This window comes from Moorena sp. SIO4G3 (assembly GCF_010692305.1).
GTDB lineage: Bacteria > Cyanobacteriota > Cyanobacteriia > Cyanobacteriales > Coleofasciculaceae > Moorena > Moorena producens_A.
This window is the reverse complement of the sequence record NZ_JAAHIG010000110.1, coordinates 1-24147: the sequence shown is the minus strand read 5'-3', so window position 1 is coordinate 24147 and position 24147 is coordinate 1. Positions and strand designations below refer to the sequence as shown.

Here is a 24147-nt window from a genome sequence, read left to right as displayed (position 1 = left end):
ACAGAACAGGCAGTAAGGAATTTCCAAAGCGACTACAACTACTTCGGCAAATCTAATCCTGACTACTTGATTGTTGATGGGATTGTCGGAAAAGAAACCTATCGTGCCATTGGTAATATGTTTTGCTCTCACGGGGTGACAAGCAGCCATAACCTAAGAGAGGAGGAGCATTGTAGCAATTAACCCTGGGGAAAAAATCAAGGGATTTCATCCCGACCGTCTATGATAATGATAATCTAACACCACTGGGGTAGTACCATCGCTACTACCCCAGTGGTGAGTTGATGTTCTGTGTTAACAAACCAGTGTCTTCACAATGGCTGATGATTAATGGTAAAAAAATCTCGGTCTGTATCATGAGTAATGACCGAGAAAATGTTAAATCAATTACTATCTTATCAACAACATCTCCAGCTTTACTTAAATCACAAACAAATCCTAACTTTAGAGATACTAGTTTCCTTACTGCCAGCTCAAAAACAAACAAGTAACACTTGAAAAGTTAGCGGCTTATTTACCTTTACCTATTCTTTATGAAAGTCGTCGGCGACATTTAAAAATATTCTTGATTATTAAAAAGATTAGTGTACTATTAATCTGGTTGACAATTATTAAATATTTCGTAAACAATCATTTCCAAAAAGGAATTCGTATTCTGGTTATCATTGATGGAACTAAGTGGCAAGATTACAATCTATTAATGGTGAGTGTCCGCTATCAGAAAAGAGCGATACCAGTGTACTGGAAATTATTAAAAAAGAAAGGGAGTAGTAATAAGTGTGGAGCAAATTGCTGTACTACGTCCAGTTATTAAGATATTCAAAGATTATCAAATAGTAGTCATAGGAGACAGAGAGTCTCAAGTTTACCTCTGAACAGCCCCCGTTAAGGGGGTTTTTTGATGCTAACAGAATCCCAGGAACTCCCGACCGGCTATTTGGTCTATACAGCTCGTTACTGTTAGTAATTAATCCAATTTAGCGTTATCTTGTACTCTCTGTAACAAACACAAGGGCAGGGATATAGCCTCGGTTGCACCAGGGGTAAATTGTCCCTGGTGCATCTCATATTTGTAAAAAAGAAGGGGCGGGGGCGCGGGAAGTGTGGGAATTTTTGCCTAATTTCATCCATTGAGATGCACCCAATTGTCCCTGACACTGAAACGGCTACAGGTTACATGGCAAGACGGGTTTGAGAGGTGAAGTGGGTTTAATGGGGTGAGTCGATCGACAAAAATTGGTGCTAACTCGAAAAATTCCAAAATTGGCTTTTGAGATCGTCTTAAAGGTGTAGAGACAAAAGACAGAAAATAAAAACTTTGTCCAATGTCGAAACCTGACAAGGTTTTCCATCGTAAACGTCAAATCATTAAGGAAAAGAAATCAATCATGGGAACTAACACTATCAATTCTAACTCTGTACTAGCTAATGGTTCTGCACTAGCTAATGGTTTGGCACTAGCTAATGGTTCTGAAGTAACTAGTCAGGCTAACGCTGCTTACGTCACCCACCTACCAGTTTTGAAAAAGGGAAAAGCCGGTCAAGCTGTCCGCTTTCTCCAGCAGTTCTTAAATTGCTACATGGGCTATTATTTGGTTATTGACGGACAGTTTGGCTCCCAAACAGAACAGGTAGTAATGAAGTTCCAAAGCGACTACAACGAAACCCTCTACGAATCTGATCCTAACCACTTGATTGTTGATGGGATTGTCAGTAAAAAAACCTATCGTGCCATCGATGATATCTTGACTCTACGGTCATGCTAAATAAACACTTTGGCAAAGGGACTGAGGCCGTGGGCCACGCGGGGCGCGTTCGGAGCAGGGGAAAGAGGCCGTATTCAGAAAATTTTGCTAGTTAAATAGCCTAATAACCCTTGTACCGTAAGCTTTCTGAGTTTTTTAACTGTCGGTTTAGCATAAAAGGTACTGAAGAACCAATATCTTTTGGTGACAGCTCCCACACTGACTCTTTGAGTTCAGTGTGGGCAACAAGCGCCAATCCAGCTATTGCTTAGGAGGCGCTGGGCTTTAAGAACGGACTGCCCTCTCTTGATGCAATAGCGAGTGGGGGAAACCCCCAAGACCGCGCTGCATCGCTGCCGCTCTGTTTTTTTGGTCTTTTGTTTAATAATGTTTGACCAACTTTCCAGCATTTATGGCCTTTGGCCACGCTACGCGAACGGCTTTGAAAGTCAGTATTTCCAGTATAACACATCAATTGGTCTTTTGTGAAAGACTCTGTGCAAAATTCATCCCTGGAGACGAAACCTTAGGATAGTGGAGCCTTGTCTTGATGCAGTCGCTCATGGGGGAAACCCCCAAGACCGCGCTGCATCGCTAATCAAAAAGTTTTAACCCTTTTACGCATAACCGACTAACCATAAAGGCTCCACTATCCTTACGGTAACTTTAAACACTCATGCTGCGCATGTTCGTTGTGGGGCTTCTTTTGCCGGAAGCTAAAGATCCCGAATTAGTGCGTTCCCGTAGCGTGACCTACGGTCAATCGCGAAGCACTGCCCTTTGGGCTAATCCCTGATCTTGTCGGGTGCGTTACACTTGGTTAACGCACCTCTTTAACTATCAGTAATACTTTCCCATAGCAGCTCTTTGCTGAGCATCGCTTATCCTAGGGTTAACACTCCCATGGGAAAATCCACAACTAAACGCTTTGTTCGTAACCACAAAACACCTAAAAGACTATTCACCAGTTGATCTCCTCCTAACACTTCAACCGTAAACTCCTCTTCCTCAATAACCACCTTTCCCTCATATAGCATTTGTATTTGAGATGTTAACATAGGATTGATATAAAAAGGGAACAGGGAACAGCGGATCACCGGAACAGGGAACAGTAGTCAAGATATCCGAGCAGTTTTTGGTATTATGATAAATCAGCAGTAAACCCTGTATCTAACAGTGCCATTACGGCAAAAATCTCTCCATCATCAGACATCAAGCCAATTTCAAAAAACAACTCTCCTCGACTATTACGGCGGTTTGCATAACTATCAGGTACACAGGATTGTTTTCCTTCTTCCCTCTTCCCTCTTCCCTGCTCCCTGCTCCCTGCTCCCTGCTCCCTGCTCCCTAAAAAACCAGAACTTTGTACCTAAATGAATTGCAAACCGCTTTAAATTCACCTTGGATCATATTGTTCCACAAGTTCCTGTTTCATTAATTCGCATAATAATACACTTTTTACCTGGATGTTGAGAACGGTATTTTGCCAGTGCTACCTTTTCATCTTCATCGATAAAATACTCCCCACTATCAGGTTCAATAATAATAAACCCATAATGCTTTTGAATCAATACGGTGCGTTACATTTCATGCTTCGCACCCTACAACTTACATAATGCTCCATAAACTAGCCAATTATTCGGGTATAGATGATCAGCTTTCTCAATAACTTCAACCGCCCTTTTATTTTCACCCCTATCAGACAAAAACCGGGAATAATAACACCAGCCATTAGGATTATTTGGGTACTCCTCAGTAAACTGCTTCAATATAGCCAGGCTTTTTGCTGATTCTCCTCGCAACCGATAATAGTCAGCCTGCAACTGGTGAGCATCAGCGGAGTGGGGAGCCAGTTTCAATACAGCATTAACTATCTTTTTAGTCTGCTTCCCTTCTTTACCCAATACTAATTTCATCCGGCAACGATAGGCCAAGCGTCGTTTTAAAACTGAGTAATCACCAGGGGCTAACTCTTCTGCTCTACTTAACCTCAACTCTGCTGACTGAAAATCACCCAGTATTAGGAGTGCATCATAACTGTGAATCATAGCAACAATATCATCTGGCTGAAGTAACAAGATTTGCTCAAAAGCTTTCAAAGCAGCGTGAGCATGATCCAGTTCCATCTCAACCCGCCCCAATGCCAGCCAGTGAGACGGATTTTCTGGCTCAGAAGATGCGGCTGTCTCAAAGGCTTTTACTGCTTTCTCTGGCTGACGGCGACAGAGCTCTATCAAACCCCGGATATGATGCCCAGTAGCAACATTACTGGATAATGGCAAAGCACTCTCATAAACCTCAATTGCCTTAGCAACCTCTCCCATCAACTGTAAAAGTTTCCCCAGTTTCAACCTTACCTGAATTAATTGAGATTGCCGCTGAATAACTTGGTGATACTCCTTAACAGCCTGCTCCCAGTTTCCACTTTCATAGAGTAAATCAGCTAATTCCAACCGTTTTTTCCATCCAGAGGGATACTGCTGCACATAGTTAGTTAAGGTTTTCAACTTCTGCTGTTTTCGGGTGGTTTTTTTATCTAATAGCAGTTGTACATTTAACTCGACCTTTGAAGACTGGGATAAGGTTACCAAACAGGGGTTAGTGTTTCTAGACATATCGCTGTTACCTCATAATTAATTTTATCATTAATTTGCTCAAAATGGCACTTTTTTGTTGTCGCATTTTGAGATTTAATCACGGATTTTTTAGTTTTAAGTTCATCCCAAATATCATCCTTTTCAATCTCTTTTAACAAGGGGGGAGAATCATCTATGCCTGATAGATACCGCTTCAACTGCTTTTCCATAATTGCTCGCCCCTTTTGAATGCGTTTGTAAACGTTATCCACCGAGAGAGCAAGTTTTTTGGCAATGTCTGGGTAGGGTATATCTTGGTAAAAATGCAACACAAAAGGCTCTCGCAGTTGGGGAGACAGAGCGTCTATTTCACGGCGGATGTACATTCGTAACTCGCGACGGAGAATAGCTGACTCAGGAGAGTAATCACTAGAAGCTAATGTCTGGTGTTCTCCCACTGCCATTTCTTCAATGCTCTCCATACCGATTGCACCTCTGTGGCGTTTTCGATGCAGATCTACGCAGAGGTTATGAGTCATTCGAGTTAGCCATGCTTTGGGATTAGTAATTTTTTCGGCGTGGTGTGGTAGTTTATCCCACGCCTTCATTCTGGCCAGACTTAATGCTTCTTCAGCATTGGTGCGATCGCCTCCCATCCAAGTTACGCACCGACCGTAAAGATAGTCTTGATTGACCAGCCATAACTTCCAAAAGGCAGTGCGATCGCCAAGAGATATACTTTTTAATAGATTAATCTCGTCTAATTTTGTTTCTGTTTTCATTTTTTTGAAGAAAATTGAGTGAAGTATAAGTAGTCGTACAAAATTAGGTTTAACTGTCGAGATAGGGAACAGGGAAGAGGGAATCGGGAATCGGGAATCGGGAATCGGTAAACCATTCTGTGTACCTCATAGCTATGAAAAACGCTATAAGCGCGTTTGTATTTGAGATGTAAACCTGTATGGTCTTTTTTTATTGTCCAATAAAACTCTGGATTTCTTGCCCCTTTTGCCTTTTGCCTTTTGCCTCTTGCCTTTTTCAGCAATAACTGTATTTACAAACTAGATCAAAAAACTATATTAATTTTGATACTGCATCACTTCTTTTTGTTTAGCGTAAATGCTTTTTAGGTGCTTCTTAACAGTATTGATGCTGATATATAGCTGCTGTGCAATTTCTTCGTAACTTAAGTTGGATTTTTTAAGTAACCATACTTCCTTCTCCCGGTGACTTAAGCCATATTTAATAGCATCAGTAATAGCAGAATTTTGGGTAGATTGATGTTTATCTTCTAGGGTGACTAACAGATAAGGATTTCGGGATAACTCTAACGTTAACCATCTAACCCTAACCCGAAAGTTAACTGACTTATTCACTTTAATTTCAGCTTCGATAATTAGTTTGCGATCGCCAAACAACTCACGACTATCAATTAATGATTGGCAAACTCCCCAAATTGGCTGAGGGATAGAATTTATCGGTGACTTACCTTGAGAGATTTGAGAGCACATTCGACGTCCACACTCATTGGCATGAAACAACTCTTGGTTAGTAGTTATAATCAGCACCCCATCAACAAAGCCTTCAATAATTGCTTTGAGCAGTAATGGCAAACCTTCTTCTGAATCTAACTCTGGCTTACTGCTTTCGGGTTTATTCGCTTCTACTTTGATTGATTGTGGTAAACTACAATAGTGTTTAAAGTGTTTGACATAATCTAGTTTGTTATCCGGTTTATGAAGCTCATATGTGCTTGAATAAACTTGGTTTACATCAATAGAAATGGGTTTGGGCAAGAGTTGTTGATTAGTCATGATGAACCTTGATTATGATAAATTAATTGGGCTTATTACAAATGCCATCGATCAACTAATTGGTTGTTTTCCGTTTTCCATTTAGCGATCAAATTATTTCTATTTTTAGCACCCCACTGGCGCGGCTGAAATTATTCTCAAAGATAAATTCGCTGTAATCAGCTAGGTTATCTAGTCCAAGGAAGTTGAGCCAAATTTCTAACAATAGCCATAACGTTGTTCTTGCCAACAGTTTTTTATAGAGCACATTCATGGTTTTATTTAGGATAAAATTCCTAGAATATATAGCAGTTTTGAATTGGGTGAGGTACTTTCCTCCTGGGTTTTAGGGACTGGGGAAACCCCCTTTGGCCGACTCCATCGCTATTGCCTTTTGCCTTCCCCCCTTCCGGGCGGGGGGTTAGGGGGGATTCCTTTGCTATATATTCATCAAACCCCACTGCATACTGACTTACCGCCTGAGATGATCTGACTTGTGACTAAATTGTGAAGAATTTGTGACTGAATTTTCCTTTGTCAATGGTATAATCCCTACAGTCATGATCAAATGAGCCATGCCCAGGTCGCTCAAAGTCCGTCAGGACTGCATTGAAAAAGTTAAACTGGCAGTCAGGCGTAACGGTTTTCCGAGCCAGAGGGCTTTGGCTGAAGATGTGGGGTTTGCCTTAGCCACAGTCAGCAACTTCCTGACCGGTAAACCGGTTGACTATATTACTTTTGAAGAACTTTCTCAGAAATTGGCACTGGAATGGAGAGCCATTGCCAATTTGGATTTTGACCTGCCATCCCAGGCTGTAGATGATGTACTATCGCAGGCTGTAGATGATCACTCATCCCAGACTGTAGATCAAAAGCCACAGATCACAACCTCTAGCAAACGCCAAGACTTGGGAGAAGCAATTGATGTTACCAATTTCTACGGGCGCAAGGAAGAATTAGCCACACTCAAACAATGGATTATTAATGACCATTGCCGACTGATTACCTTAATTGGCATGGGTGGAATTGGTAAAACAACTTTGTCTGTCAAGTTAGCCCAGGGTCTACAATCGGAATTTCAGTACCTGATTTGGCGAAGTTTGCGTAATGCGCCACCCATTCACGAGCTTTTGACGGACCTGATTGGGTTTTTGTCCGATCAGCAAGAAACTACTTTACCAGAAAGCTTAGATGGTAAAATCTCCTGTTTAATCGACTATCTGCGGGCAGAGCGTTGTTTGTTCATCTTAGATAATGTAGAGTCAATTCTATCCCCTGACCAACGGGCAGGAGCCTATCGCCCAGGATATGAAGGCTATGGGCAACTCCTCAGAAGCTGGGGCGAGACTAACCATCAAAGTTGTCTGGTGTTGACCAGTCGGGAGAAACCCAGAGAAATTAGAAACAAAGAAGGTGTAAACGCTCCGATTCGTTCCCTGAGGTTACCTGGCTTAACCGAGGGAGAAGGGAAGAAAATTCTCGCGGAAAAAGGCTTTTCTGTCTCAAAAGACGAATGTCAAGCACTGGTAGAGTTTTATGCAGGCAATCCTTTAGCATTGAAGATTGTTGCCACCACAATTTATGAGTTGTTTGACGGCGATGTGGCTCAGTTTTTAGAAGAAGGCACTATTGTCTTTGGTGATATTTCAGATTTAATGGACCAGCAGTTTAATCGCTTGTCAACTTTAGAACAACAGGTGATGTACTGGCTGACCCTTAATCGAGAATGGGTCTCATTTAAGGAGCTACAAAGGGACATAATTCCGGCTGTTTCATTCAAACATTTATTAGAAACCTTAGAATCTCTACAATTGCGCTCAATGATTGAGAAGACTTCGGGAAAATTTACTCAACAACCCGTGGTGATGGAGTATGTCAGCGATCGCTTAATTGAACAGATTTTCTGCGAAATTCAAACGGGAGAAATAGCACTATTGGAGCGCTGTGCCTTAATCAAAGCCCAAGCCAAAGATTATCTGAGAAATGCCCAAATTCAGCTGATTCTAAAACCGATTACCGAGCAACTACTCAACCTGCTTGGTCTCCCAGAAAATGTCCAAAACTATTTGAATCAAATTTTATCAAAACTGAAGTCTTTTCCCCCTCGAAAACCCGGATATGCCGGGGGGAATGTTCTCAATTTACTCTGGCAGCTTAATCTTGACCTGAGTGGCTATGATTTTTCTAACTTAACGGTTTGGCAAGCTTACCTACAGGGCATGAATTTGCATGGAGTCAACTTTGCCAATGCCGATTTAAGTAAGTCGGCTTTGACTCGCACCTTAGGGGGGGTTTTATCAGCGACCTTTAGCCCAGATGGGAAACTCCTGGCAACCAGTGTTGATAATGAGATTTGGTTGTGGGACGTTGCCAACATCAAACAAATTATTACTTGCAATGGTCATACCGCTTGGGTGCAATGCCTGGCTATTAGTCCAGAGGGAGAAATTTTAGCTAGTGGTAGTAACGACCAAACGATCAGGTTGTGGAATGTCGATACCGGGCAATGTCTGAAAACACTGCGAGGTCATACCAGTTGGGTGCAATCCCTAGCCTTTAGTCCAGAGGGAGAAATTTTAGCCAGTGGTAGCCATGACCAAACGGTAAAGCTGTGGAATGTCCACACCGGAAAATGTCTGCAAACCTTGTCAGGCCATAGCAATCCGGTATTTTTTACTACCTTCAGTCCCAATGGACAAAGGTTGGTCACTGGGAGTGAAGACCAAACTGTCAGAGTCTGGGATGTCAACACTGGTTCTTGCCTGCAAGTCCTAGAAATCCCGATCAATTGGGTATTATCGATTGCCCTTAGCCCAGACGGAGAAACATTGGTAACTGGAAGTGATGGCACAACGGTAAAATTTTGGGATTTAGCCAGTGGTGAGTGTATCAAAACATTACCAGACTACAACAGTCATGTGTGGTCAGTTGCTTTCAGCCCAGATGGTAAAACACTGGTGACTGGTAGTGAGGATACAACGGTTAAAATCTGGGAGGTGGAAACCGGGAAATGTCTCCAAACATTGCACGAGTATAGCAATTCCCCTTTAGGTAATAGCTACGCTTCACGGATTTGGTTGGTTGCTGTTAATTCGGATGGTCAAACCTTGCTGAGTGTGAGTGAAAACCAAACCATGAAGTTATGGGATATCCACACGGGACAATGTTTAAGAACAGTGGATGGGTATAGTAATTGGATCTTATCCGTGGCTTTTAGTCCAGATGGTCAAATGTTGGCCAGTAGTAGCGAAGACCAACGGGTAAGATTGTGGGATATTGAGACGGGGCAATGTGTACAGACCTTGTCAGGACATACTAATCTGGTCTCATCAGTCACTTTTGCTCCCAAAGACGATCAGATTCTGGCCAGTAGCAGTGACGACACAACTATCAAACTTTGGGATGCAAATACAGGAGAGTGTTTGCAAACACTGTGGGGACACGATAGTTGGGTGCATGCGGTCAGCTTCAGTCCAGAGGGAGAAATTTTAGCCAGTGCCAGTCGTGACCAAACGGTAAAGCTTTGGGATTGGCATACAGGAGAATGTCTGCACACCTTAGAAGGGCATATTCAGCACGTCAAAACCATTAGTTTCAGTCCCTGCGGTAAAATCCTAGCCAGTGGTAGCCATGACAACACGATCAAACTTTGGGATGTCAGTACCGGAACCTGTCTACAAACTTTGCCAGGTCACGAGGATTGGGTTTTATCGGTTGTGTTCAGTCCCGGTGCCAATCTGCTGGCCAGTGCCAGTGGAGACCAGACTATTAAACTGTGGGATGTTGAGACGGGGCAATGTCTACAAACCTTATCCGGTAACACATCTCGAGTCAGAACAATTGCCTTTAGTCCAGATGGCAAGAGTTTAGCCAGTGGCAGTGATGACCAGACTGTTCAACTGTGGGATATCAGTACAGGTACTGTTCTCAAAGTATTTCAGGGACACGACAAAGCAGTCCGGTCAATTGCCTTTAGTCCTAATCCTCCTGTGTTAGTGAGTAGCAGCGAAGATGAAACCATTAAGCTTTGGAATCTTGACACCGGTGAATGTGTAAAAACTATGAGAATTGATCGACCCTATGAAGGGATGAATATTAAAAACGCCATTGGTTTAACCAAACCTCAGAAAAACACGTTAAAAGCTCTAGGTGCAGTAGAGAAAGACTAAGCCAGCTTGTAGGGTGGGCAAAAAGCGATGCAGCAAGGGAACAGGGGGTTTCCCCCATGAGCGACTGCATCAAGACACAGTTTGGTTTTTGTGAGTATTAATGATGAGAATACTTTGCCCACCCAACTGGAATTGGTATTTTTTTGAAAGTCAAGTACCCTACCTATCGGAGGAGTCAGGAGCTTTACTTCAGGGCTCAAAATACCCTGAATTAAAGCCTGGCACCGCAATGGTTAATCCCTTGACAAATCAGCTGTTAATATGCTATGCTAGAAATAGACATTATTATAATAGAACAGGGTAAGCCCAAGAAATATTCAGCCAAAATGTGATCTAGGGCAAGGATTATGACCATAGTAAGCCTTGATTCTTAGCACTATAGCGCTTATATTTATCACTATTGTTAAGAATAATTCGGCGTTGCTGAATTGAAGTATTAATTTAAATCGTCTGGTTTTGGGAAAGCCCCCGTTGGTCCCCATCTGTAAAATAGCCTTGCATCCGCGCTCTTCCCCCCAGTATTGGGGGGTTAGGGGGGCGGGGGACGAAAGAAAATTTTGTTCCCCGCCCGGTGCGCTTACAGTCGTCGAATTAAATTCGCCACTGCTCGCACCGCAAAATTGGGGGGCTAGGGGGGCTCAATCATACCCAGAATCAGCAACGCCAATAATTCCTCTTTATTGAGTCTTGCGCTTACCCCGTATCATACAGTTGGGGTTAAAAACAGTGGCTATGGAAAATACAGAACCTAACCAAAATTCTGAAGAGCAAGTAGTAGAAAATACATCTGGCGATACTAACCCCTTAGGGGACGATCGCTCCGACTCTCAGGAAACAGTAACAACTCCTGAAGAAGCTGAATCGAGTGCTGAATCGAGGGATGAAAATGTCGAAACAGATAATCAAGACACTAAAGAAATTACCGCACCAGAATCTAATCCAACTACTAGTGAGCGTTCTCCAGGAAAAACCGATAGAGGTTTATAATCCAGGAGTTCTATTCTTGGGCGAGAATTGACCAACTCAGCGATCCCCCCTAACCCCCCTTAACTAAGGGGGGAATTAGAGAAAAAAGTGCTCCTGATGAAGGTATAATTAGAGAAAAAAGTGCTCCTGATGAAGGATAGAATTAGAGAAAAAAGTGCTCCTGATGAAGGATAGAATTAGAGAAAAAAGTGCTCCTTAATAAGGGTGATTTAGGGGGTTATAAATCAGGAATTAACAAAACTGTAACTCCTTCAATAAGTATTAATAGAATGCCATGACCTACAATATATATGCGCTGCTGGTAGCTATTGATGAATATCCCAGTCCTGTTCCTTCTTTGAATGGCTGTGTTAATGACATCCTAGGAATACAGGAATATTTGCAAGGGCGGGTTGCTACAGATGGATATCAACTACACATCCGCACACTCTTGAATCGAGATGCTACCCGTCAGGCAGTTGTTGATGGTTTTCGGCAGCATTTGTGTCAAGCTAGCCGTGAAGATGTTGCTTTCTTTTACTATGCGGGACATGGTTCTCAAGAGCAAGCTCCACAAGAGTTTTGGGAAATAGAGCCGGAACGATTGGATGAAACATTAGTCTGTTATGACAGTCGCACTGAGGGGGGTTGGGACTTGGCGGATAAGGAGTTAGCCAAGCTAATTTCTGAGGTAGCTCAGAAAAACCCCCACACTGTTATTATTTTAGACTGCTGTCACTCTGGCGCTGGCACCCGTGGCGATCTAGAAGGAGAAATAGCAGTTCGTAAAACTTCCACCGACAAACGCCAGCGACCCTTGGAGAGTTTTATTTTCTCCTTGAGTGAAACTGACAAATTATCAGCTGCCCTCAGCCCGGAAAAAAATCCTAGTGGTTGGAGTTTCCCCACAGGAAAACATATATTCCTGGCAGCTTGTCGAGATAGTGAGACCGCGAAAGAATTCAACAGCAATGGGCAACCAAGAGGTGCGTTTTCTTACTTTTTGCTGGATACCTTGAAGAAAGCCAATGGTAGCCTGACTTATCGGGATTTATTCAAGCGTGTCAATGCCCTAGTCCGCAGTAAGATCACCGCCCAATCTCCCCAAATCGAAGCTACGGAATTGAGTGATTTAGACCAACCTTTTCTGGGCGGTGCGATCGCTAACCGTACACCCTACTTTACTGTCTGCTATGACAAAAACCACGACTGGGTGATTGATGGTGGTGCGGTTCACGGCATTTCTCAACCGCTTCGGGATCAGACCACAATACTGGCATTATTTCCCTTTGACACCCCCACAGAGGAACTTCGCCAACTCTCAACAGCAGTAGGTGAGGCAAAAATTGTGGAAGTAATGCCGCAGCTGAGTAAAGTTAAAATTAGTGGTCTTGGGGATTTAAATCCCGAAATGACCTGGAAAGCAGTCATTACCAGTTTGCCCCTGCCACCGAAAGGGGTTTTCTTGTCAGGAGAACCAGCTGGTGTAGAATTAGCCCGTACCAGCCTACTCAATACCTCTAACAATCAGCCTTCGTTGTATGTTCGGGAAGTGGCAACCCGAGAAGAAGCCGAGTTTCAGTTACTGGCTCGTGATGAACACTATTTAATTACACGACCAGCGGATGAGCGTCCTCTAGTGGCTGCCATTTCCGGTTACACCGATGCCACTGCCTTGCAGGCGATTAAGCGATTAGAACATATCACCCGTTGGCTGAATATCACTGAACTGGCCAGCCCAGCCACCAGCCGCATTCGCCCTGATGCTGTGCAAATGCTGATTTACCAGCAGGATGGGTCACCTTTGCTAGATACTGACATTCGTCTGGAATATCAACAGGAAAATGGCAGGTGGCGATCGCCCAGATTCAAAATTAAGCTCAAAAACACCAGTAATGAGCCGCTTTATTGCGCTGTGCTCGATTTAACCGACCGTTACGCCGTCTCAGCTGAGTTGTTAGATGGGGGCGGAATTTTGCTGCAACCAACGGGGCAAGAGGGAGATGAAGCCTGGGTTAATCGCGGAAATCCAATTTATCCTGAAGTCCCCAAACAACTATGGCAAAAAGCGGGGATTACGGAAGTTAAAGATATTCTCAAACTGATTATCTGTTCGACGGAATTTGATGCCACTTTGCTCCAACAACCAGAACTTGACCTACCACCACGTCTTTTGCCTACACCCAGTCGCGGTAATGGTACCCTGAACCGCTTGATGCAAAGGATTCCAGCTCGTGACCTCCGCAGCAGACCAGAAGAAGACGAAATCTATGATGACTGGTTAACTAGCCAAATTAGCATTACTACCGTGCGTCCTCTACACACAGCTGAAATTCGCAGAGGAGATGAGTCAGTTTTGCCGGGAACAAATGTGAAATTAACCACAGATTCCGAATTCATAGGCCAGGCACGTCTAACCACTCTCACCCAATCAACCAGGGATTTAGGTAATAATATGTTACCACCGATACTGCGGGAGGACCATCCGGGCATTGAGTCCTTTGAGTTTACTAGCAGTCGGGGAACGGATCCTGGTTTGAGCGCGTTGGAATTAACTGAGGTGGAAAATCCGTCAGCCGTTACACCCAAAAATCCCCTGAAAGTTATTGTTGATCGACCCCTTGCTTCTGATGAACAACTATTACCCATTAGCTACGATGGGGAGTTTTTCCTGCCTTTGGGACGGGCTCGGTCCACCCCGGAGGGCAAAACGGAGATTTTACTGGAACGGTTAACAGAACCAATTAGTGAAGGTAGCCGCAGCTTGGGGGGTTCGATCCGAATTTTCTTCCAAAAAGTAGTGTCTCAACAACTGGGGCTAGAGTTTAATTACCCAATTTTGGCAGCAGCGGATGTCACTGCCTCTGGAGTGAACTATACAAGAGATGTTGAACAAGTCAAGTCGCGGGTTGCCCAAGCCCAACGCATAGTCCTTTATATACACGGTATTATTGGTGATACTGAGAGCTTGCTGCCCAGCCTTCGCTCCGCCCAGGTTGAGGAGGATGGAACAGAAAAACCCCTGGCCGAACTGTATGACCTGGTACTCAGCTATGATTATGAGAATATAAATACCTCAATTGTAGAGAATGCTAAATTGCTGAAGCAGAGACTACAAGCTGTAGGGTTAGGGGAGAACCACGGTAAAATTTTTCACATTGTCGCCTACTCCATGGGAGGGTTGGTTTCTCGTTGGTTTATTGAACGAGAAGGAGGCAATCAGGTGGTTGGGCATTTAATTATGCTAGGTACACCCAATGCTGGTTGCCCTTGGTCTAAGCTTGAAGATTGGGCATTAGCTACCTTAAGTATCGGTTTAAATGGGCTGTCAGAATTTCCTTGGCCAGTACCAGTAATGGGGATGTTGCTTAAGGCGATTAACCGGTTTGTTGATGAGATTGAAACTATTGATATTTCCCTAGACCAGATGGACCCCAGTTCTGAGTTCTTGGAACAATTAGCAGCAAGTCCTGACCCCAAAGTACCTTACTCAATTATTGCTGGTAATACATCTATTATTCCTGCCGCCCTGAAAGCAGAAGCCAATCAAACTTCTAGTCCCTTGCAACGACTAATGCAGAAGTTATTTGATAAAGCTGTAGCTATGGCTTTCTTTGAGCAACCAAATGATATCGCTGTTACAGTACAAAGTATAAAAAGCGTAGGTTCAGACCGGAACCCAGAACCGCAAATCCAGGAAATCGGCTGCGATCACATGGTTTACTTTACTGAACCAGTGGGGTTAACTGCCTTCTCCCAGGCGGTGAAAAAAGCCCTAGAAAATAACTCTGATTTAGGAGCTACAACTACTGCTACAACTACTAGAGTGGCAAATCCTGTGGTTAATAATAGTACTAATAATTCTTCAGGGAACAAAACACTGAAATGGTGGATTATTGGGGGAGTTGGGGTATTAGTCGCGGCTATTCTGGGTTGGCTGGTATTAAAGCCATCAAACAACATCCAACCTAGTAATAAAACTCAACCCACCGAGAATGTAAGTCAATGATGCTTAAGCAGTCAGCGGTCAGCGGTCAGCGGTCAGCGGTCAGCGGTCAGCGGTCAGCCGTCAGCGGTCAGCCGTCAGCCGTCAGCTAAAGGCTCACGCTGCGCGAATAGCTTTCCATAACTCAGATTAAACTAATGCTTACCTGTTGTCTTGATGCAGTCGCTCATGGGGGAAACCCCCTGTTCCCTTGCTGCATCGCTTATTCAAAAGCTCTTCCCTTTGCTTACCCTATGCCCATAAGCACCTCAAGTAGCCTGTCCATAGCCCATAAGCTGATAACTGATAGCTGATAACTGATAGCTGATAGCTGATAACTGATAGCTGATAGCTGATAGCTGATAGCTGATAACTGATAGCTGATAACTGATAGCTGATAGCTGATAGCTGATAGCTGATAGCTGATAGCTGATAGCTAATAGCTGACAATTGCTTTCACCAAATCTTGCTCATTTTTAGCACAAACCCCGCCAGTTCCGGAGCACCGCTAACGGTTTCAGGATTGTCCAAAATCTCTGGTTTGTGATCAGGACGATAAATGTAAATTTTCCGGTTTTGGCGGTCGATCAACCAACCCAGTGATGTACCATTGTCAAGGTATTCTTGCATTTTATCTTGCAAGCCACTGAGTGTATCGCTGGCGGAACGTAACTCGATCACAAAGTCGGGGCAAATGGGGGCAAAGGAAGCTTTCTGTTCTTCGGTTAAGGCATTCCAGCTCTCCAGTTTAATCCAACAGGCATCTGGAGAGCGGATCGCTCCATTGGGCAAGGTAAAGCCGGTGCTGGAGTCAAAGGTTTCACCCGTACCGTCGAGATCAGCCCAGTTAGCCAATTGTTGAGAAATTTTCAGATTCCGATTGCCTGTATCGGAAAAGACTGGGGGCATAATTACAACTTCTCCACTGGCGGTGCGCTCAATTCGTAGATCTCGATTGGCTAAACAGAATTCAGAAAACTGGGCAGGGGTCATGGGGATGATCCCAGGAAGATTGACCATCACAGGGACAGTTTGGGTTTGAATGAGTAGCCTAGTCATTATAGGGTTTGTATCTAGGTTGTAAACATAATTCTTGTATAAAAAAGCTTGCATACAAGAGGAACCCACCCCTAACCCCTCCCAGGAGGGGAAAGGCAAGAGGGGAAAAAGATACGAAGTTTTATTGGACAGTCAAAAAATACCTTCTAGGTTTACATATCATTTATAAACGCTATATACGCCAATGAAAGTATGTAAAGATTTATTACGAAACTAATAATTTCTGCGTAAAGTCAACAGATTATCCTGGGGAATAAATAGGGAGCATCCCACTGCTGTGTGAGCGGGATTATACCGCCCACATATAGCAGAAGTCCGCAAGTCAGAAGTCAGAAGTCAAGTCGCTTTGCTCCAATTCAAAATTAAAAATTATTAATTCAAAATGACAATCAGTGGGGGCTTGTACCCGCCACTGATTGAAGACCACAAGTCGCGCTTACCGTAGGTCACGTTGCTTAACGCGCTCCAATTCAAAGTTCAAAATTATTAATTCAAAATGATTCGGACAATTCTATATTTTTAATTTTTAATTTTTAATTTTTAATTACCCGGGGGGCTTCCAGAATTAAAAAATTGCCAAATTAAGGCCGTAGGCCACGCTGCGCGAACTGATTTTCTTTATTTTGAAGTTTGAAGTTTGAATTTTGAATTACCACTAGGGGTCAGAAGCCAGAAGTCAGAAGTCATTTGAGAATAATATGTTTTCTCGCAATCTCGCCTTGATCATCGGTATCAATAACTACACAAACGGCATTTCTCCCCTGAACACTGCCGTAAAAGATGCCAAAAAACTAGTGGAAATTCTCCGCAAAAAGCATGATTACGAAGTCTGGGAATGCTTAGACGAAGTGGCAACTCTGTCTAACTTTAACAAATTTTTATCTCATACCTTACCAGAACAAGTCACTGAAAATGACCGCTTATTATTTTACTTCGCTGGTCATGGAGTCGCTCTCAATGGGGATGATGGCCCGGCTGGTTACTTAATTCCTCAAGATGCTTTACTGGGGGATACTAATAGTTATCTGCCCATGAGGAAGTTACACGATGCTTTAATTCAATTACCCTGTCGTCATTTCTTGGGTATCCTCGACTGCTGTTTTGCTGGTGCTTTTAAATGGTCGAGTACTAGGGATTTATTAACCTCGCCAGAAGTAATTCACCAAGAGCGTTATGACCGTTTTATTACTGACCCAGCCTGGCAAATCATTACGTCCTCAGCTTCCGACCAAAAAGCCTTAGATAACTTTAATTTAGATAGCGAACGCGGTCAAATCGGCAATCATTCCCCTTTTGCGAGTGCATTATTAGAAGCCCTAGAAGGGGCAGCAGATATCTATCCTCCTGCTACCAATGGTAAACCGGCGGTCGATGGGGTAATTACAGCCACAAAATTATATTTATATTTACGGGATCGAGTCGAAATACCCACAGAAAAATTCCGGATACGACAAACCCCTGGTATTTGGTGTTTCAACAAACACGATAAAGGAGAATATATCTTTCTTTCTCCGGGACATGAACTTAATTTACCACCAGCACCACCATTAGATGAGTCACAAAATCCCTATCGGGGTTTAAACTCCTTTGACGAGAAACACAGTGCCCTGTTTTTCGGTAGAACATTACTAGTAGAAAAGTTAGAAGATTTTGTCAAAGCTAATCCCCTGACAGTGGTGTTGGGTGCTTCCGGTTCGGGTAAATCTAGCTTGGTCAAGGCAGGATTAATTCCCCAGTTGAAACAGGAAAATACCGGTAAATGGTCGATAGTGTCACCAATTCGTCCCGGAGAAAACCCCTTCCAAGCTCTCAATAAAGCCCTGGTTGAGGCCGGATTACCAAAAGTCGAGTTACAAAACCCACAAAAAACTCTCACTGAAAGTATTGCGGTTTGGGTTAAAAACAATCCAAAATCCAAGTTATTACTGTTTATTGACCAAAGCGAAGAAATCATTACACTCTGTCAAGATGAGCAGGAGCGCCAGGAATTTTTCCAACAGATACTGGCAGCAATTGATGGCTATCGGGAGCAATTACGAGTAGTATTAAGCCTACGTTCTGATTTTGAACCCCAAATCACAGATGTGGGCTTAACGTTGGCACCGGAAATAGTAAATCAATTGGGAACCACGGTACTGATAAATCTTTGGCAAAGTGGACGATTTATTGTACCGGGGATGACACGAGGGGAACTCAACGAAGCGATAGAAAAACCGGCTCAAGCACGGGTAATGTATTTTCAACCCCACGATTTAGTAGAAAAATTAATTGATGAAGTGGCGGATATGCCCGGAGCATTGCCCCTGCTGTCTTTTGCCTTGAGCGAACTCTACCTCAAGTATTTAAGGCGACAAAGAGAAGCACAATACAGGGGTATTACTATTGATCGGGCGTTGACTCAAGCCGATTATATGGAATTGGGGGGAGTAATGCGATCGCTAACTCAAAGGGCAGATAAAGAGTATCATTTGCTAGTTCAAGAAAATCCCGCTTATGAGCAAGTGATCCGTCATGTGATGCTGCGGATGGTGGCACTAGGTGGGGGTGAGTTAGCCCGTAGGCGCGTACCGTTATCAGAATTGGAATATCCCCCCGAGAAAAATGATTTAGTCAAGGAAGTAATTGAGCGTTTTAGCACAGCACGGTTATTGGTGAAAGGACAAGATGTTGAGGGGAATCCTGATGTCGAACCAGCCCATGATGCTTTGGTGCGGGGTTGGCAAAGGTTGCTGGAGTGGAAACAACAGGATGAGGAAAATTTACTTCTACAACGGCGGTTAACTCCGGCGGCACAGGAGTGGGAAAGCCAGCAGAGGGCAAGGTTTCTTTGGCATACTAACCCACGTCTGGATTTGTTGAAAAAGGTACTCAATTCTGAGCATAACTGGCTTAACCAAGTAGAAACTAAGTTTGTGCAGCGTAGCGTCCGGCGAAAAAGCTTCAATACTCGTCGGAATTGGGGTGTGGCGATCGCAGTCATACTGGGGTTAGGTACCGGTTTAGTATTTTCTTTGATTGGACAGAGAGATGCTTTGATCGGCCAAGTCAGGGCTGATCAGCAATCCGCCGAAGCCAACTTAGAATTAGGTCAAGATTTAGAAGCTTTGGTTGCTAGTTTACGAGCGGGTAAATCCCTAAAATATTGGCCGGGATACTTATCCTTATTCAAGCCAGAAAATGAGCTTAAAACTAAAGTGTTACAAACTTTGCGAAAGGTATTATATTTAGCGAAAGAACGTAACCGCATAGAAGTGCCTGAAAACTTTAATAAGATGTTTTTTACGTCTGATAATCGGTTACTGATTGCTACAGCAGAGGATGGTACTGTCCGCTTACAAGACTTCAAAGGCACACCACTACCCAAAGTATTTTCAGGACATACAGGTGAAGTCAATCTTGATATTAATAAGGATGGTAGCTTATTAGCAACTATTGACGATAAATGTACTGTTCGCCTATGGAACTTGGAAGGAAAACAGCAAGAGCCACCAAAGCTTATACGTTGTATCTCACAGTATGAAAATCTCGGCAGTGATATCAGTTTCAGTCCTGATGGCAAGAAGCTTGTAGCCTATACAGACGATAGAAGCACTATCTACCTGTGGGACTTAACGGGAAATGAACCGAAGCTATTAAAAAAGGATCAAAACAATTTCAGGAGTATTAGTTTTAACTCCAAGAACCAGCTAGTTGTTGTAGCTAACGAATCTGACAATACCTTCCGCTTGTCAGACTTTATGTCTGGCAGGAATTTAGCAGATTTTAAAGATTTTAATGCGTGTCAATGGTGTTATAATCGACTCTTCGATAACCTCGTTTTTAGCCCTGATGGTAGATACTTTGCAGGCGGCTATGGACAGGATAAAAGCATTGCGTATTTTGGTAGTTTAGAGGATGATAAATCCTGGAGTAAATTGACACCTCTAATCCAATCGGGAAGCATCATTTTTGATGCCAATAGTCGTCTGATTATCGGTCAACCGAATAATGGTATTATTAGTGTTTATCGTGATCCGTTTGATAAGTTATTTGAACTCAAAGGGCATCAAGGTATTATTCGTGAGGTTATTTCTAGCTCGGATGGCAAAATTGCTAGTCGAGGTGATGACAATACTATTCGCTTGTGGGAAATAGAGAACAACCAGCAAGTGGAAGAGTTAAGCACAATTGAGACAATTGAGGGGAAGTTTAAAAGTCTCAGGATGAGCCCCGATGGCAAGCAAATAGCTGCTGTAAAACAAGATGGTACTGTCCATTTGTTGGATTTGAAGGGTAAGGATATGAAGCGATTTAAAGATATTCAAGGCAAAATCAGCCAAATTATTTTTAGTCCTGATGGTCAGCAATTGGCTGCACTAGACAAAGAGAATACGATTCGCATCTTGAATCTAAATGGGAAGGAATTGTATAAATCAGAAAAATTTGAAAAAACAATTAGCCAGCTTATTTTTAGTCCTAATAGCAAGCGTCTGGCTGTCATGGAGGATGATTATACTATCCATCTGTTGAATTTGAACAGTAAAACTAAAACCTGGAAAAAAGTGTCCGAGAAGAGTCACGATAGGGGTTTTCCGGAGAGTCATATCGTTTTTAGCTCGGATAACAAGCTGTTGATGACGACTAGGAAAAATCAATCAGATCGACATCAAATATTATTAGAAGTGAAGTCTGGGAAGCAATTAGTTGGGTTTGAGGATTCTGAGCAATACATGATGGAAAATGATGTTGATATTCATGGTAACTTATTAGCATCTATTGGGTACAGCTATGATATCCATGTATGGGATATATCAGGAAAACGATTGACTACTTTAAAAGGAAAAGGGCAGCCAACAAACCAATTAACCAGTATAAGTCTTAGTGCTGATGGTAGCTTAATCGCTACCCTTGACGATAACGGTACTGCAAAGTTGTGGCGGTTTGGAGGATTGGATGAACTGCTATCCAAGAGTTGTGATAGGGTGCGTGACTATCTTGAGAATAACCCCAATGTTGACAAGAGGGATCGCAATCTCTGCGATAATGTATAGCAGTCGAAGTAAAGCTTAAGACATATTTATGCTCCCTGCTCCGTTTCAAGCAAAATACTCTGTCCTAAACTATACTTCGGTTGTTATACCAAAATTGGCGATCACCGAAGACTAATCGCACTCCAAAAACTCTTGGCACACAAGAGCGATTGGCCTACGGCCACGCGGGGCGCGTTCGCTTTCTCAAAACTCTTAGCACAGAACTGCGATTGGCCTACGGCCACGCGGGGCGCGTTCGCTCTCCAAAAACTGTTGGTACGAAAGGGGAGCAGGTCAAAGTTGTAGAAGATATGAACTATCAGAACATCCGGGAAGGATGAAGCAGGATGAAGGATGAGTTGGGATGTTATTGCTTTCCAGCAGTTGCTGACTAACTCGATCAGAATGTACTAGTTGATCTGGAGTTATCCAAATTTGAGTGCAGCTCAGCTGTACTTGTGGAAAGTTAAAGTACAGAATTCGGTCAAGGATTGGGGTTAACCCAAACTTGACCGATTTTTTTGTATTGGGAATAGGGAGTAGGGACCAGGGAATAGGGAGTAGGGAGTGTGGGGAGGGTGAAGTGGGGTGAATGGGGTGAGTCGAGAGAGAAAAATTGGTGCTAACTCGAAAAATTCCAAAATAGGGTTTTGAGATCGTCTTAAGGGTGTAGAGACAAAAGACAGATAATAAAAACTTTGTCCAATGTCGAAACCTGAAAAGGTATTCCATCGTAAACGTCAAATCATTAAGGAAAATAAATCCCTCATGGCAACTAACACTATCAATTCTAACTCTGTACTAGCTAATGGTTCTGAAGTAACTAGTCAGGCTAACGCTGCTTACGTCACCCACCTACCAGTTTTGAAAAAGGGAACAGCCGGTGAAGCTGTCCGCTTTATCCAGCAGTTCTTAATTTGCTACATCGACTATTCTGTGCTTCTTGACGGACAGTTTGGCTCCCAAACAGAACGGGCAGTAAGGAATTTCCAAAGCTACTACAACTCCCTCCAAAAATCTAATCCTGACTACTTGATTGTTGATGGGATTGTTGGTAAAGAAACCTATCGTGCCATCGGTAATACGTTTTGCTAAAGATCCCGAATTAGTAGGGATATAGCACAGGGGGGTGAACTGAGCTCCTGCTCACCGCCCCCCTTCGGGGCGGCAGAGCTGTTTCAAAATGTAATAAGTTAACGATTTTTGGAGATAAGGGGATAAGGAAATCAAGCAAAATTTTCTTAAAATTCAGGAAATTTAGCCATTAAAATCTGAATAATTATTATGTGTAAATCAACTTAACTTACTAAAAGTTCGTGATTATAACACTAATTTTTTTCCGATAAATTTTGCAAAAATCCCGACCCTCAGGCTCAAAAATTACCCGACCAGGGTGGGTGGGTTCCCATCTCCCTATCTATTTTTGGCGAGAATGAAATAGCCCTGCCCTTAGAGGGTATTCCTATTCCAGAAAAACCCATAATTTGGCACTTAATAAAATCGCCAACTGCTATATGTTCTCCCGAAATCTCGCATTTATCATCGGCATCAATAACTACACAAACGGCATTTCCCCCCTGAACACTGCCGTAAACGATGCCAAAAAACTAGTGGAAATTCTCCGCAAAAAGCATGGCTATCAAGTCTGGGAATGCTTAGACGAACTTGCCAGCCTCACTAACTTCAAGAAATTTTTAGAAAAAACCTTACCGGAACAAGTCACTGAAAATGACCGCTTATTATTTTACTTCGCTGGTCATGGAGTAGCTCTCAATGGGGATGATGGCCCGGCGGGTTACTTAATTCCTCAAGATGCTTTACTGGGGGATACTAATAGTTATCTGCCCATGACCAAGTTGCATGATGCTTTAATTAAATTACCCTGTCGTCATTTCTTGGGTATCCTAGACTGCTGTTTTGCTGGTGCTTTTAAATGGTCGAATACTAGGGATTTATTAACCTCACCAGAAGTAATTCACCAAGAACGATACGACCGTTTTATTACTGACCCAGCCTGGCAAATCATTACGTCCTCAGCCTCGGACCAAAAAGCCTTAGATAACTTTAATTTAGATAGCGTACGCAGTCAATTCGGCCATCATTCCCCTTTTGCTAGTGCATTATTAGAAGCCCTAGAAGGTGCAGCAGATATCTATCCTCTTGCCAAAAATGGTAAACCGGCTGGAGATGGGGTAATTACAGCAACAGAATTATATTTACATTTACGGAATCGAGTCGAAATACCCACAAAAAAATACCGTAAGCGACAAACCCCTGGTATTTGGTGTTTAAATAAGCACGATAAGGGAGAATATATCTTTCTTTCTCCTGGACATAAACTTAATTTACCGCCCGCACCACCTTTAGATGAGTCACAAAATCCCTATCGCGGTTTAAACTCCTTTGAGGAGAAACACAGTTCACTGTTTTTCGGTAGAACATTACTAGTAGAAAAGTTAGACTATTTTGTCAAAGCTCATCCCCTGACAGTGGTGTTGGGTGCTTCTGGTTCGGGTAAATCTAGCTTGGTAAAGGCAGGATTAATTCCCAAACTACGGCAAGATCAAGAGAAATGGTGTATTTTGCCACCCATCCGTCCTGGTGAGACTCCCTTGCAAGGGTTAAATAATGCTTTGAAAAATACCCAATTACCAGAGGTAGCAGCCCAAAACCCACAGCAGAACCTGGCAATGAGCATTGATGTTTGGGCAAAACGCAACCCCAACTCTAAGTTATTACTGTTTATTGACCAAAGCGAAGAAATTATTACACTCTGTCAAAACTTAGATGAGCGTCAGGCGTTTTTCCAACAGATACTCACAGCCATAAATGCCCATGGGGATAA

General features: G+C 43.1%; 19 protein-coding genes. 10 read left to right on the top strand and 9 right to left on the bottom strand.

Features of this window, described 5'->3' with window-relative positions; all coding sequences use genetic code 11:
• Positions 1-1325 precede the first annotated feature (1325 nt).
• Together F6J99_RS20070 and F6J99_RS20065 are read left to right on the top strand one after the other, a co-directional pair.
• Positions 1326-1766 (top strand): peptidoglycan-binding domain-containing protein, encoded by a 441-nt coding sequence (locus F6J99_RS20070; RefSeq protein ID WP_229415271.1) that lies wholly within the window; start codon positions 1326-1328, stop codon positions 1764-1766.
• A gap of 300 nt (positions 1767-2066) precedes the next feature.
• Positions 2067-2234 (top strand): hypothetical protein, encoded by a 168-nt coding sequence (locus F6J99_RS20065; protein WP_293114655.1) that lies wholly within the window; start codon positions 2067-2069, stop codon positions 2232-2234.
• Between the two features lie 392 nt (positions 2235-2626).
• On the opposite strand, the gene F6J99_RS20060 is transcribed toward F6J99_RS20065, so the two are convergent.
• Positions 2627-2803 carry a hypothetical protein gene (locus tag F6J99_RS20060; protein ID WP_293114653.1) on the bottom strand — a complete coding sequence of 59 codons (177 nt, stop codon included), beginning with the start codon at positions 2801-2803 and terminating at the stop codon, positions 2627-2629.
• 118 nt (positions 2804-2921) lie between these two features.
• On the opposite strand from F6J99_RS20060, the gene F6J99_RS20055 reads away from it, so the two are divergent.
• A complete protein-coding gene (locus F6J99_RS20055) occupies positions 2922-3122 on the top strand; it encodes a hypothetical protein (RefSeq protein WP_293114651.1) in 201 nt (66 codons plus the stop codon).
• Positions 3123-3151: 29 nt separating this feature from the next.
• Here the strand turns inward: F6J99_RS20055 and F6J99_RS20050 are convergent, their stop codons facing one another.
• The 6 genes from F6J99_RS20050 to F6J99_RS20025 form a co-directional block, all read right to left on the bottom strand.
• Positions 3152-3316 (bottom strand): hypothetical protein, encoded by a 165-nt coding sequence (locus F6J99_RS20050; protein WP_293114649.1) that lies wholly within the window; start codon positions 3314-3316, stop codon positions 3152-3154.
• 30 nt (positions 3317-3346) lie between these two features.
• Complete coding sequence (locus tag F6J99_RS20045) at positions 3347-4360, bottom strand: tetratricopeptide repeat protein (RefSeq protein ID WP_293114647.1); 1014 nt, start codon at positions 4358-4360, stop codon at positions 3347-3349.
• A complete protein-coding gene (locus tag F6J99_RS20040) occupies positions 4330-5103 on the bottom strand; it encodes an RNA polymerase sigma factor (RefSeq protein ID WP_293114645.1) in 774 nt (257 codons plus the stop codon). The genes F6J99_RS20045 and F6J99_RS20040 overlap by 31 nt, the downstream gene beginning before the upstream one ends.
• Positions 5100-5366, bottom strand: coding sequence for a hypothetical protein (locus tag F6J99_RS20035; protein ID WP_149030924.1), 267 nt, complete (start codon positions 5364-5366; stop codon positions 5100-5102). The genes F6J99_RS20040 and F6J99_RS20035 overlap by 4 nt, the downstream gene beginning before the upstream one ends.
• Positions 5367-5400: 34 nt before the next feature.
• The gene (locus F6J99_RS20030) at positions 5401-6135 is read right to left on the bottom strand and encodes a LuxR C-terminal-related transcriptional regulator (RefSeq protein WP_293114643.1); all 735 of its coding nucleotides are present in this window, start codon (positions 6133-6135) and stop codon (positions 5401-5403) included.
• Positions 6136-6223: 88 nt separating this feature from the next.
• Complete coding sequence (locus F6J99_RS20025; protein ID WP_198954008.1) at positions 6224-6388, bottom strand: hypothetical protein; 165 nt, start codon at positions 6386-6388, stop codon at positions 6224-6226.
• Between the two features lie 301 nt (positions 6389-6689).
• Between F6J99_RS20025 and F6J99_RS20020 the strand changes: the two genes are divergently transcribed.
• The 3 genes from F6J99_RS20020 (at position 6690) to F6J99_RS20010 (ending at position 15258) form a co-directional block, all read left to right on the top strand.
• A complete protein-coding gene (locus F6J99_RS20020) occupies positions 6690-10283 on the top strand; it encodes an NB-ARC domain-containing protein (protein WP_293114641.1) in 3594 nt (1197 codons plus the stop codon).
• A gap of 711 nt (positions 10284-10994) precedes the next feature.
• Positions 10995-11270 (top strand): hypothetical protein, encoded by a 276-nt coding sequence (locus F6J99_RS20015; RefSeq protein ID WP_293114639.1) that lies wholly within the window; start codon positions 10995-10997, stop codon positions 11268-11270.
• A 274-nt stretch (positions 11271-11544) separates the two neighbouring features.
• Positions 11545-15258: a caspase family protein gene (locus F6J99_RS20010; RefSeq protein ID WP_293114637.1), complete on the top strand. Its 3714-nt coding sequence runs from the start codon at positions 11545-11547 to the stop codon at positions 15256-15258.
• Positions 15259-15690: 432 nt separating this feature from the next.
• On the opposite strand, the gene F6J99_RS20005 is transcribed toward F6J99_RS20010, so the two are convergent.
• Positions 15691-16293 carry a Uma2 family endonuclease gene (locus F6J99_RS20005; protein ID WP_293114635.1) on the bottom strand — a complete coding sequence of 201 codons (603 nt, stop codon included), beginning with the start codon at positions 16291-16293 and terminating at the stop codon, positions 15691-15693.
• A 698-nt stretch (positions 16294-16991) separates the two neighbouring features.
• Between F6J99_RS20005 and F6J99_RS20000 the strand changes: the two genes are divergently transcribed.
• Together F6J99_RS20000 and F6J99_RS19995 are read left to right on the top strand one after the other, a co-directional pair.
• On the top strand, positions 16992-21323 hold the full coding sequence (locus tag F6J99_RS20000; RefSeq protein WP_293114633.1) for a caspase family protein: 4332 nt from the start codon (positions 16992-16994) through the stop codon (positions 21321-21323).
• Between the two features lie 149 nt (positions 21324-21472).
• Positions 21473-21643 (top strand): hypothetical protein, encoded by a 171-nt coding sequence (locus F6J99_RS19995; protein ID WP_293114631.1) that lies wholly within the window; start codon positions 21473-21475, stop codon positions 21641-21643.
• A gap of 156 nt (positions 21644-21799) precedes the next feature.
• Here F6J99_RS19995 and F6J99_RS19990 read toward each other — a convergent pair whose 3' ends face one another.
• Entirely contained in the window at positions 21800-21943 is a 144-nt protein-coding gene (locus tag F6J99_RS19990) for a hypothetical protein (protein WP_293114629.1), read from the bottom strand.
• Positions 21944-22007: 64 nt separating this feature from the next.
• Here F6J99_RS19990 and F6J99_RS19985 point away from each other — a divergent pair, with 64 nt between their 5' ends.
• Complete coding sequence (locus tag F6J99_RS19985) at positions 22008-22397, top strand: peptidoglycan-binding domain-containing protein (protein ID WP_293114627.1); 390 nt, start codon at positions 22008-22010, stop codon at positions 22395-22397.
• 419 nt (positions 22398-22816) lie between these two features.
• Positions 22817-24147: caspase family protein (locus tag F6J99_RS19980; RefSeq protein WP_293114625.1), on the top strand; the 1331-nt coding region annotated here is incomplete at its 3' end.